The sequence below is a fragment of the Sulfurimonas sp. genome (genome assembly GCF_027056685.1).
Lineage (GTDB): Bacteria > Campylobacterota > Campylobacteria > Campylobacterales > Sulfurimonadaceae > Sulfurimonas.
Genome location: NZ_JALUKE010000109.1, coordinates 18,137 through 30,575, shown reverse-complemented (window position 1 = coordinate 30,575; position 12,439 = coordinate 18,137). Strand labels below are relative to the sequence as shown.

Annotated in this window: 11 protein-coding genes; 8 read left to right on the top strand and 3 right to left on the bottom strand. The window is 32.0% G+C overall.

The features are described 5' to 3' along the window. The first annotated feature begins 252 nt into the window (after window positions 1-252). Window positions 253-936, top strand: a complete 684-nt coding sequence (locus tag MVY38_RS04835) for a uracil-DNA glycosylase (protein WP_297484031.1) — start codon at window positions 253-255, stop codon at window positions 934-936. Window positions 937-946: 10 nt separating this feature from the next. Here the strand turns inward: MVY38_RS04835 and MVY38_RS04830 are convergent, their stop codons facing one another. Next, the gene (locus MVY38_RS04830) at window positions 947-1,891 is read right to left on the bottom strand and encodes an endonuclease/exonuclease/phosphatase family protein (protein ID WP_297484029.1); all 945 of its coding nucleotides are present in this window, start codon (window positions 1,889-1,891) and stop codon (window positions 947-949) included. A gap of 57 nt (window positions 1,892-1,948) precedes the next feature. Then, a complete protein-coding gene (locus tag MVY38_RS04825; protein WP_297484028.1) occupies window positions 1,949-3,898 on the bottom strand; it encodes a M3 family metallopeptidase in 1,950 nt (649 codons plus the stop codon). A 112-nt stretch (window positions 3,899-4,010) separates the two neighbouring features. Between MVY38_RS04825 and MVY38_RS04820 the strand changes: the two genes are divergently transcribed. From MVY38_RS04820 to MVY38_RS04790, 7 genes are all read left to right on the top strand, one after another. Next, a complete protein-coding gene (locus MVY38_RS04820) occupies window positions 4,011-4,538 on the top strand; it encodes a diguanylate cyclase (RefSeq protein ID WP_297484027.1) in 528 nt (175 codons plus the stop codon). 74 nt (window positions 4,539-4,612) lie between these two features. Further along, window positions 4,613-5,323, top strand: a complete 711-nt coding sequence (gene pyrH, locus MVY38_RS04815; RefSeq protein ID WP_297484026.1) for a UMP kinase — start codon at window positions 4,613-4,615, stop codon at window positions 5,321-5,323. Window positions 5,324-5,343: 20 nt separating this feature from the next. After that, window positions 5,344-5,565, top strand: coding sequence for a DNA-directed RNA polymerase subunit omega (locus MVY38_RS04810; protein WP_297484025.1), 222 nt, complete (start codon window positions 5,344-5,346; stop codon window positions 5,563-5,565). A gap of 4 nt (window positions 5,566-5,569) precedes the next feature. After that, window positions 5,570-7,642 carry an HD domain-containing protein gene (locus tag MVY38_RS04805; protein ID WP_297484024.1) on the top strand — a complete coding sequence of 691 codons (2,073 nt, stop codon included), beginning with the start codon at window positions 5,570-5,572 and terminating at the stop codon, window positions 7,640-7,642. Between the two features lie 16 nt (window positions 7,643-7,658). Next, on the top strand, window positions 7,659-8,858 hold the full coding sequence (gene tyrS / locus MVY38_RS04800; RefSeq protein ID WP_297484030.1) for a tyrosine--tRNA ligase: 1,200 nt from the start codon (window positions 7,659-7,661) through the stop codon (window positions 8,856-8,858). Beyond that, window positions 8,858-9,949, top strand: a complete 1,092-nt coding sequence (locus MVY38_RS04795; RefSeq protein WP_297484023.1) for a nitronate monooxygenase — start codon at window positions 8,858-8,860, stop codon at window positions 9,947-9,949. The genes tyrS and MVY38_RS04795 overlap by 1 nt, the downstream gene beginning before the upstream one ends. Window positions 9,950-10,121: 172 nt before the next feature. Beyond that, window positions 10,122-11,345, top strand: coding sequence for an N-acetylmuramoyl-L-alanine amidase (locus tag MVY38_RS04790; RefSeq protein ID WP_297484022.1), 1,224 nt, complete (start codon window positions 10,122-10,124; stop codon window positions 11,343-11,345). Window positions 11,346-11,348: 3 nt separating this feature from the next. Here MVY38_RS04790 and MVY38_RS04785 read toward each other — a convergent pair whose 3' ends face one another. Next, the gene (locus tag MVY38_RS04785) at window positions 11,349-12,428 is read right to left on the bottom strand and encodes a phosphoesterase (RefSeq protein ID WP_297484021.1); all 1,080 of its coding nucleotides are present in this window, start codon (window positions 12,426-12,428) and stop codon (window positions 11,349-11,351) included. Between the last annotated feature and the right edge of the window lie 11 nt (window positions 12,429-12,439).

Here is a 12,439-nt window from a genome sequence, read left to right as displayed (position 1 = left end):
CTAAGCCTCTCATCGCTGATAATACTGCACCTTTCAGGTGTGGAAATGTAGGTCGCTGCCTAGTTAATCGTTCTTTACTTTTACTTCACTCTTTATTCTCTAATTACTTATTTATTAATTTATTTGTTTCTTATTATTCTTCTTCTTGCTTTACTGCCTTGTGTCTTTTATTTATGATATTTTAGAATCTGTTTTACATATTTCTATGTCTTTTTTATTAGTTTCTTTATGATATTATTTCAAAAAAGGTATATTAATTTGTATTCTGTAAATCCAAAAATTGATGAGAGTTGGAAAAATGTTTTAAAAGAAGAATTTACGAAAAAGTATTTTTCTTCTCTTAAAGCTTTTTTAGTTCAGGAAGAAAAGCAGTACACTGTTTTTCCAAAGAATAAAGACTTATTTACGGCATATAACCTAGTTAAATTTAATGATGTGAGGGTTGTTGTCATTGGTCAAGATCCTTACCATGGAGAAAATCAGGCACATGGTTTAGCATTCTCTGTGCAAGATGGTACTAAATTTCCACCATCTCTAGTTAATATTTTAAAAGAATTGCATGAAGATATAGGTTGTGATTTTCCAAAAAGTGGTAATCTCTCAAAGTGGGCACAGCAAGGTGTATTTCTAATTAATGCTGTTTTGAGTGTACGTGCTGCTACAGCAGGTTCTCATCGTGGTAAAGGGTGGGAATATTTTACAGATGCTACTATAAAAGCTATTAGTGATAAGCTTGAAAATGTTGTGTTTATTTTATGGGGTAAGCCTGCTCAGATGAAAGAAAAATTAATTGATACATCTAAGCATCTTATATTAAAAGCACCACATCCTTCTCCACTCTCTGCATATAGAGGTTTTTTTGGTTCAAAACCTTTTTCTAAAACAAATAAGTATCTAAAAATGCATGCAAAAGCAGAGATTGATTGGTGTCTTTGATCGCCCAATCTTAATAGGTGAACTCTGCTATAACTGGTAGATGGTCTGAATATCCTTTACCTTTATTTCTATAAGGATATTGACGTGTTACCTGCCATCTGTATATATGTTTGCCGTGAAAGAGATACTTTTTCTTTAATGATTTTATAGAACCTTGTTTATAATCAAGACCTTTATGATCAAGAAGTGTTTTAGTAACTAAAATATTGTCTATTGCCTCTTTTTTATTGCGAAATATATAAGAGTATCTTTCATTAGAAGGAATATCATACCAAAGATTGTAAAATTTATATGATGCTACTTTAACTTTATTGCTTTTGTCTTGATAGTATATCGTTCCTAAAATATTATTTATGCCTGTTTTACCATCTGTATCATTGAGTCTTCTTTTGCGTTTAAATAATTTATACTCTTCATAATCTGAATTAAAATCTCCTACTGCAATAATGTTTTTATCTGCACCAAGCTCTTTTACTCGTTTTAAAAGTTTTTTTGCTGAGACTACTCTCATACTCTCTGCACCAGATTTTGCTTTCCAATGATTAACTAAAATATATAAATCTTCGTTATTTATTTTAAATTTAGCTTCTAGTATATTTCTATATTTATATGAGCTTGTAACGGAAATTTCTTCTGTGTAAACAAATGGTATTTTACTTAAAATAGCCACTTTAATTGTGGTGTTCTTTAAATTTGCTATCTTATAGTATTTATAGTAAAGTCCATCTCTTTTGAGTTGGTATCTTAAATCTTTTAAAGCTTGAAGTGATTCTATCTCTTCAAGGGCTATTATATCTGCGTTAATATCTTTAATAACATGAGCAATATTTTTTAGCTTAATTTTATAAGTTCTTCTATTCCAATTAGATTTTGTAAAGGGAATATACTCTTTATACTCATTTCCACTTTTGTGTAAATCAAAAAGATTTTCTACATTGTATGTTGCTATTTTCAAAATATTTTCTCCAAATAATAGAGTTGAAAAGAGTAAAAAAAGAGTAAAAAATTTCACTTATTTTATACCGTTGAGTCTCAAAAGTTTAGATACATCAGGCTCTCTTCCCATAAGCTCATGGTAAAGAATACCCATACTTTGCGAACCACCTTTATGTAAGATTGTTGTAAGATATTTTTGTGCTATTTGTGAGTTAAATATACCTTCATCAATTATTTCATAGAAAAGGTCTGCACTTAAAACTTCTGCCCATTTATAGCTATAGTATCCAGCAGCATATCCACCAGCAAAAATATGGGCAAAACCATTTTGAAATTTGTTATATTTTGGAGGCTTTATAAGTGCTGTTTTTTCTCTAATTATATCAAGTAGATTTTGTATTTCATCTCCTTTATAGAGTTTTGTATGGAGTTGAAAATCAAAAATTGAAAATTCTAACTGTCTTAGCATTCCCATAGCTGAGAGAAAGTTTTTACTTTTAACAAGTTTTTCTATCATAATATCTGGTAAAATCTCTTCTGTTTTATAATGTTTTGCAAACATTTGAAGAACCTTTGGTTCATAAGCAAAATTCTCTAAGAATTGAGATGGAAATTCTACGGCATCCCATTCGACACCATTTACACCACTAACTTCATTTTCATTTACACTACTAAGTATATGATGAATAGTATGTCCCATTTCATGAAAGAGAGTTACAACATCATCGTGACGCAAGAGAGATGGTGTATTTTCACTAGAGGATGGAAAGTTACAAACTACAAATGCAGTAGCAGGAAGTTCTTCCTCTTTTTCATTGGTACAGTGAGATTGCCAGTTATGCATCCACGCTCCACCTCGCTTAGACTCTCTTGCTTCTAAATCAAGGTAAATTTTTGCTTTTAATTGTTCATTTTCATAAACATTATATGATGAGGCCTTTGGATGCCATAGCTCTTCATCTATTTTCTCAAAGCGAATGTTAAAAAGCTTGTGTAAAAATTCAAACATTCCATTGACTACGCTCTCTTGCTCAAAATAGGGACGATATTCCTCTTCATCAATATCATATTGTTCTTTTTTTAAAATTTCAGAATAATATGCCGTATCATGGCTTTTAAGTTCATGTGGTGCTATGTTTTGTAACTCTTGTAGCTCATTTTTTGCTTGAGCAATAGAGTTATCTAAGAGTGAATTTAAAAAATTTAAAACACTTTTTTCATCTTTTGCCATTTTTGTTGCTAATGAGAGTTGTGCGTAGTTTTCAAATCCTAAAAGCTTACTCATTTCATATTTAAGTGCAAGAATTTTATCAATTAAATCTGTATTTTGAGGGGCTCTTGATACATAAGCACGGTAAAGTTCCTCTCTTATTTCTCTATTTTTTCCATAGGTCATGTATGCAATGTATGAAGGCATTTGAAGTGTAAGTTTATATTTTATTTTTCCATCTTCTTCAAATTTTGCATTCTCAATTTCACCTTGAGGTAATCCTTGTATATCTTGTTCATCTTCAATAATATATGTATAAGTATTGGTTGCATTGAGTAGATTTTGAGAAAATTGATTTGAATATTCACTTAAAGATATATTTATCTCCTGTAATCTTTTTTTCGTCTTTTCATCAAGATGAGCACCACTTAATTCAAAGTTTTGAATATTTAATTCAAGGACTCTTTTTTGTTCTTCATTAAGTGTATTTGCTTCTTCTTTTAAAATAGTTTTATAGACATTATATATCTCTAAATTTTGAGAAAGTAATGTAGAATATTCTGTAATTATTGGTAAAGCAGCGGTATAAACCTCTTGTGTTTGTTCAGAATTATTGACTGAGTTTAGGTGAGAAAGAGGTGTGAAAAACTCTTCTAAATCTTCTTCCATCATCTCAAATGGTTTAACAAAATTAGCGTAATCTGGCTCTTTTTGTGTTAAAAGTTCTTTTACTTTTGTATTATTGTTATCTATTTTATCTTGAAGCTCATCTATAAAATTGTCTAAGTCACAACGAAATTGTAAAAATTTTGACATATATCCACCATATTTTTTAGGTAATTATATCGCTTTATTATTAAAGAATTTACATCTGACTCTTTTATATGCTACAATCTTTTATAAGTTAATAAAGGGGAGTCTATTTTTTATGTTTGAATCTGAATTATATTTATATATGCTTATTGGGTTAGTTATGATTTCAATTGGAAGTATTATTCTAAATATTATTCAGAGAAGTACTATTAATAATCTTCGAGAAAGTTCTGAGACATTGATTAAAGATGCCTATTTTAATTCCATTACTTCTTTGCCTAATGAAGCTAATTTTGATATTTTACTAAAAGAACAAATTGATCGAGCTTTAAGACATAAAAAAACTTTTTTATTTGTTTATATTAAATTAAAATATTACGAGAATGATGAAGATATTGTAAACGCAGCAAATAAACTTTCCGAATGTATCAGAAATGAGGACTCTCTTGCTCAAATAAACACAGATGAATTTGTGATTTTATTTAATGAGTATTTGGAAAAAAAGAATTACAATATAGTATTGCAAAGGATTATAACTACTTTTCCAAAATACTCAATTAGATTGGGAAAAAGTACTTTTACAAATGACGGAGAAGATAAAAAATACCTGTTAAAAAGCGCTAAAGACGAGGCACAGAAGTAGAGATACTTAGATCCAAAGCAAAGTAAAAGCCAAGATTCTGTATAATACCAAGATTTTATAAAAAAGGTGTATACATGACTAAAAAACGTGTTCTAGTTAAGTTTTCGGGTGAAGCTCTCGCTGGTGAAGCAGGTCATGGAATTGACACTAAAATACTTAAATACATTGCGCAGGAGATTAAATCTCTTGTAGATGCTGGTATTGAAGTGGGTATAGTTATTGGTGGTGGAAATATTATTCGTGGTGTTACAGCTGCACAAGATGGTATTATTAAGCGAACATCTGGTGATTATATGGGAATGTTGGCGACAGTAATTAATGGTGTAGCTATGCAAGAAGCTTGTGAGTATGCTGGACTAGAAGTACGTATGCAGACTGCAATTAAAATGGAACAAATTGCAGAACCTTATATAAATCGTAAAGCGACACGCCATCTTGAAAAGAATCGTGTTGTAATCTTTGCGGCAGGAACAGGAAACCCCTTCTTCACTACAGATACTGCGGCGACACTTAGAGCGGTAGAAATTGGTGCGGAAGTTATTATTAAAGCTACAAAAGTAGACGGTGTTTATGACAAAGACCCCGTGAAGTATAATGATGCTGTAAAATTACATGAGCTTACATATGATCAGGCATTACAAGATCATATTAAAGTTATGGATGATACATCTATAGCTCTGGCAAAAGACAACAAACTCCCAATCATAGTTTGTGACATGTCTGTTGAAGGAAATCTTTTAGATATATTGAATGGGAACATGAGTAAATGTTCTATAGTTAGATAAGTTTTATAAAAAGGAAGAAAATGAAAATTGAAGAATTAACAGCAAAAATTTTAGATGAAAATCCAAATTTAGACCGTTATCAGTTGGCAATTGCTGTAGCAAAGAGATGTGATGAGTTAGAAAATGGTGTAGTTAGCAAGTTAAATGTAAATACAAATCGTATTAAATCTGCAGATTTAGCACTTATGGAAATTGCAGAAGGTCTTGTCCTTGTTAAAGGCTTTACAGACCAAGTAAAGTAATATTTTGCCGCCGAGTCAACTAGATATAGATATAATTAGAAATATCCATGATGTGGACTCTGCTACCACATATTTATTTGACCAAGTTCCTCCAAGTCAAATTTTAAATAAAGCACTTGCTTTTTCTAAAGAATCTCATAAGCACCAGGTGCGAAAAAGTGGTGAGCCTTATGTTGTTCATCCTATTTTGGTTGCAGCTATTGTTGTTTCAATTACAAGCGATGAATCTATGGCTATTTCAGCTTTGCTACACGATGTGGTAGAAGATACTGATGTATCTATTGAAGAAATTGCAGAGCATTTTGGTAAAGATGTCGCACATTTAGTGGCTGGTCTTACCAAAATTGATTCTCTTCGTGACAATGAACTCGTACCATCTTCATCAAATGAGAGGCTTATTCTTTCTGCTTTAACTTTTAGAAAAATGCTTTTAGCAAGTATAAAAGATGTTCGTGTATTAGTTGTAAAACTGTGCGATAGATTTCATAATATGCTTACTTTAGATGCATTGAAACCTGATAAACAAAAAAGAATATCAGAAGAGACACTTGTAGTTTATGCTCCTATTGCTCACCGTTTAGGAATTTCATTTTTAAAAAATATACTTGAAGATTTGAGTTTTGGCTATCTTTTTCCAAAAGAGAAACAAAAAATTGATACATATCTGCATGAAGAGGATTTTGAAATTCTTTCTCGTATAAAACATAAATATTCTATTTATCTAAAAATGCAGCGTAAAGGTGTGAGTATTGATGAAATACTAGATTTATTAGCTGTAAGAATTATTACAAAAGAGCCAGTTCAGTGTTACACTATTTTAGGATTGGTACATCTAAACTTTCGTCCTTTAGCTTCAAGATTTAAAGATTATATTTCTATTGCAAAAGATAATGGATATCAGACAATCCACACAACTGTTTTTTATAATACTGCTATTTTTGAGGTACAAATTCGTACTTTTGAGATGCATAAAACTGCTGAACTTGGTGTTGCAGCACATTGGAAATATAAAAGTGGTGGGAACAATGTCAAGCTTGATTGGCTGGATAGTTTACAGTATCAGAATGAATCAGCAGAAGAATTTTATGATCTTATAAAAAATGACCTTTACTCAGAGGATATATCAGTCTTTTCTCCGACTGGCGATGTCTTTACTTTGCCTCGTGGGGCTGTTGCTCTTGATTTTGCCTATGCAGTACATACTGCGGTTGGAAACAGAGCAATAAGTGCTCTTGTAAATAAAAATAAATCATCGCTACTTACTGAATTAAATAATGGTGATATTGTTAGAATTCTTACGGGTGAATCAGATATTCCTCGATGTAGTTGGCTAAACGCAGTGAAAACTTCCAAGGCAAAAACAAATATGCGTTTCATTTGTAATGCAAGAATTAAAGAGATAAACTCAAAAATAGCTATTAATATTATTGCTACAGTAATGAATCTAAATCATTCTCGGGTACAGGATTGGTTAGAATCTCATAATTGTACTAATTATATAAATATAGTTGATGATGTTGATCATTTGAAAAATCTTATTGGAAAATATACAAAAGATATTAGTAAAAATAGTAGATTTAAAAGTTTTGTTGCTAGACATAGATTTAAGCTTAAAAAGTTTACAATGGCGGGATTGGAGATTTACTCTTCTTCACATATTAGCAATGTGGTTTTTGATTATTGTTGTCATCCAAAATCTGGTGATGAAATTATGGCATTTTTAGATAAGTCAAAAGTACATGTTCACCATAAAATGTGTAAAAATGCTCTTGCGAAAATCAATAATTATGAACCAATGGTATTTATAAAATGGGCACAAAGAAAAATATATAGATACAAACTTATTGCCTCCTTGCACAACGAAAAAGGAGCACTTGCAGACTTTTTAAGTTATTTAGTAAAATTAGATATAGATATTAATTCTATTGAACTTGGTAAAAATTCAGGAGACTATACGAAGTTCTGTGAACTTGAATTTGAAACAAAAGAAGCAGATATTAATGCATTTCGTGCTAAAATAGACTCAAAAATTAAAGTGATTGATTTAGTGCAAACTAACGATGCATATAAAAATTAAAGAAAGAGAAATAGAGATGATAAACGAAGCGCTTAGAGAAATACAAAGAGGTAGTGCAGAGATAATTGACAATGAAAGAGTTGAGAAATTATTAAAGGCTTATTTTGAAGAGGGTAAAACATATACTGTAAAAGCTGGATTTGACCCGACTGCACCTGATTTACATCTTGGACATACTGTGCTTCTGCAAAAGCTTGCAATTTTTCAAAAATATGGAGCGAGAGTTCAGTTTCTTATAGGAAGTTTTACGGCAACTATTGGAGATCCTACTGGAAAAAATATTACAAGAAAGGTGCTTTCAAAAGAGGATATTGTAAAAAATATTTCTAGTTATACAACACAGGCATTTAAGATTTTAGATGAAAGCAAGACTGATATTGTCTATAATGATGATTGGTTGGGTAATATGAGTGCTGCAGATATGATTACTCTGGCATCTAACTTAACGGTTGCGCGTATGCTAGAGCGTGATGATTTTTCAAAGCGTTTTAAATCAAATACACCTATTGCGACAAGTGAATTTATGTATCCGCTTTTACAAGGCTATGATAGCGTATATCTTAAATCAGATGTGGAAATTGGTGGTACTGATCAGAAATTTAATCTTTTAATGGGACGTCAACTTCAAAAAGCATATGGTATAAAAAAGCAACAAGCTGTGTTGATGATGCCTATTTTAGAAGGTCTTGATGGTGTTCAAAAGATGAGTAAATCTTTAGGAAACTATATCGGTGTATCTGATACAGCAAATGATATGTTTGGAAAAGTTTTAAGCATTTCAGATGATCTGATGTGGCGTTATTATGAACTTTTGAGCAATAAATCCTTAGATGAGATAGCAGCTTTACAACAAGGTGTTTATGACCAAACTCTTCATCCTAAAAAAGTAAAAGAAGATTTAGCATTTGAAATAACAGCTCGTTTTCATAGTAATGAAGCTGCGCAGAATGCTAAAGCTGAATTTGAAAAAGTACATGCTAAGAGTCAAATACCAACAGATATTGCAGAATTTACTGCTAGTGAAGATATTTGGATATGTAAAGCCTTAGTTGATTGTGCTCTTGAGCCATCTACTTCTCAAGCTAGAAGAGATATTAAGCAAGGTGGTGTTAAAATAGACCAGATAAAAGTTTTGGATGATAAGTCACAATTAACAATTGGAGAGTATCTTCTACAAGTTGGAAAAAGAAAATTTGCAAAATTGAAGGTGAATTAATGAGTTTTAAATCTGTAAAAATTGGTAAATATGAGATAGAAATTCCTATTATTCAAGGTGGAATGGGTGTTGGTATCAGTTGGGATCAACTTGCTGGTAGTGTATCTAAAGAAGGGGCTCTTGGGGTGGTTAGCTCAGTTGGTACTGGTTATTATAAAAATAAAGAGTTTGCAAAAAAACTTGTATCTGATAGACCTTTAAGTGAAACAAACTTTTATTCAAAAGAGGGTTTTCATGAAATCATTAAAAATGCAAGAAAAATTTGTGGGACTAAGCCATTAGCAGCAAATGTTTTGTATGCCATTAATGACTATGGTCGTGTTGTCCGTGATGCTTGTGAAGGTGGTGTAAACATCATTATCACAGGGGCAGGGTTGCCAACAAATATGCCTGAATTTACTGAGGGGTATCCTGATGTAGCGCTTGTACCTATTGTTTCATCTGCAAAAGCATTAAAAATTATTTGTAGAAGATGGCAAAAGCGTTATAACCGTCTTCCTGATGCTGTAATTTTAGAAGGTCCAAAAAGTGGTGGACATCAGGGTTTTACATATGATCAGTGTGCTATGCCTGAATATCAGCTTGAAAATCTTGTTAAACCTGTTGTTGCAGAAGCAGCAGAATGGGGTGCAATGCCAGTCTTTGCTGCTGGTGGTGTTTGGGATAAAAATGATATTGAAGAGATGATGAATCTTGGTGCTAGTGGTGTTCAAATGGGAACGCGTTTTATTGGTACTTTTGAATGCGATGCTCATGCAAACTTTAAAAAAGTTTTACTTGATGCAAAAGAGGGTGACATTAAACTTATGGGCTCTCCTGTAGGCTATCCGGCACAAGGTGTTGTAACAAATCTTACACATTTGGTAGATAAAAGAGAAGGTCCTGCTATTAAGTGTATTTCAAATTGTGTTGCTCCTTGTAACCGCGGGGAAGAGGCAAAAGTCGTTGGTTTTTGTATTGCGGATAGACTTAGTGATGCATATGAAGGAAATTTAGAGACAGGACTCTTCTTCTCTGGAACAAATGGATATAAACTTGATAAAATAATAACTGTAAAAGAGTTGTTAGATAAATTAACACAGGGCGAATAATATTTTAGTTATTCGTTTCTTCTTCCTTTTTTCATTACTATTTTCCCTCTCGCTTTATGCGCTTAGTGACAAAAATATTTTAAAGCGTGCCGTTGCGTTTGAGAGATCTCCTGCTAAAAGTGAGCAGTTTAAAGCTTACAATGATTACAAAAATCTCTACTTACAAGCGTTGATGAATGACAATAATTGGCTGCGTTTAAAATCCTTAAGAGGAATTACAAGAACAGGAAAAAAGCTTCATATTGATGTCTCTGTCTATGCTAAGGAACTTTCAAAATCTTTGCATATAAAAAAGAGATACAGTGCCAAAAAAAGAACAAAAATTAAAATAAAATCTTCACATAAACTACAATCCATACTCTGGAAAAATGGTAATTTAGAACTTCTCTTTGATAAGAAACTGCGAAATAATCAGATAAATTATTATAATAAATATGATGCTAAAAGAAAAATGTATCAGTATATTTTTAATATTCATGCCTCTATGCTTACAAGGTCACAGACACTTCGAAAAGAGGGTGTAAGTAAGATTAAACTTTCTCAATATAATCCAAATATGCTGCGTTTAGTGATAGAAAATAGTTCACCTATTAATGTCCGTTTTAGTAAGAAGCCGACAAAAATTATAGTGAGAATTAGTAGTAATAAAATTATACATAATACGGTGAAGTATCAACATAGAATTAAGCCTCCTACAAGAATAGATAGAAATAAAATTATTGTTATTGACCCTGGTCATGGAGGTAAAGATCCTGGTGCTATTGGTTATAGAGGGTATAAAGAAAAAAATGTTGTTTTGGCTATTGGTAAAGAGCTTCGAAATATTTTAAAAGCCCGAGGTTACAAAGTATATATGACGAGAGATGGTGATTATTTTGTCAAACTCAGAAATAGAACGAAATTTGCCAATAGAAAAAATGCTGATATTTTTATAAGTATTCACGCAAATGCAGTGAGCAAGCATAATGCAAAAAAAACATATGGGCTTGAGACCTACTATTTGTCCAAATCTCGTTCAAGCAGGGCTAAAAGAGTTGCGGCAATTGAAAACTCTAGTGATTTGATAGATATGAATTATTATGGAAAAGAGAGTTTTTTAAATACACTTAATTCTCACAACATTATTGCTGCGAATAAATTGGCAATTGATTTACAAAGAAGTGCATTGGCATCTTTGAAAAAGAGGTATAGATATGTTAAAGATGCAGGAGTGAGAGAAGGTCCATTTTGGGTACTTGTTGGTGCTCAGATGCCTGCTGTTCTAGTAGAAACAGGTTTTATCACAAATCCAAGAGAAGCCAAGAGACTTGTAAATAGAAGCTATCAAAAAACATTGGCAAAAGGACTTGCTGATGGTGTACAACATTATTTTATAAACTGTAGAAAAAGCAGGTAAGGATTACTCCTCCTGTTTATACTCTAACTCTCCTGCACGAGACTCTTTATCGTTAATAATTTGTTCAATTTGCTGTTTGACTTTATCATAACGATATTGCTCTTTAAATCCCATAATTCTTCCTCCTGCTGCGTTTGGATGTCCACCCCCATTTGCCCACTCTTTCGATATTAAAGCAACACTAACATTGTTATTCGCTCGTAAACTCATAGCGCCGCGGTAACTTACATCAACTATAAAGTCATATTCCGGGTAAGCAGTTAAAAAACCATTTCCAACAATAGAAGTATTTCCAACACCATAACTAAGATAGCCTCTGTAGCCTTTGTAGTAAATAGTTTTTTCTTTTCTAGCATTTCCAAGAAGTTTTACAACATATTTTGTGGCAAGGTTATCAAGAGTGTTATCTTCCTCTTCTCTAAAAAAATCTTTTTTAAGTGTGTGAATTTTATCATCAAGAACAATGGGTGCACTTGGTTCGTTTATATATTTCACTGCTTCTAAAAGAAGTGAGAGTTTATAGTGTGAATCTTCTTCAGCAAACATAATACGGTTAAGCTCTCTTGTTTCAGTTACTAGACGCATGCAAACTTTTCCATACTCAAAATTTTCATGCTCTTCTTGTTTCCATAAATCGACTGCGTTTACGACATTGACATATTTTTGCATCCATGTAGGTTCATCTAAATCAAAATGCTCTTTTGCATAATCATAAGTGATTTTAGTAGCACAACGATCAACATCAAGAAAATACCAATCAAATTTTTTCGCACTCTCTGCACCACTGCCATGATGGTCAAGTAGCTGAAGCTTTACATTACAATAGTTATCATTTGTCTTTTTTACTTCATGTTGCAACCATCGTGATTCATCTGCTGTTAAATTGAGATCTGTAATTAAGATATATGCATCTTTTTTTGCTTTTTTAATGTTTTCAAGCATTAAATCTAATTTTTGTCTTACTTCTGGACCATAATTGGCATTGTAATTGTACTTTTCGTAGGGTGTATATTTCATTACTAGCTGGCAGCTATAACCATCTAAATCGATGTGTGATAGATGGTGGATTGTTCTGTTTGTCATTTTATACCTTT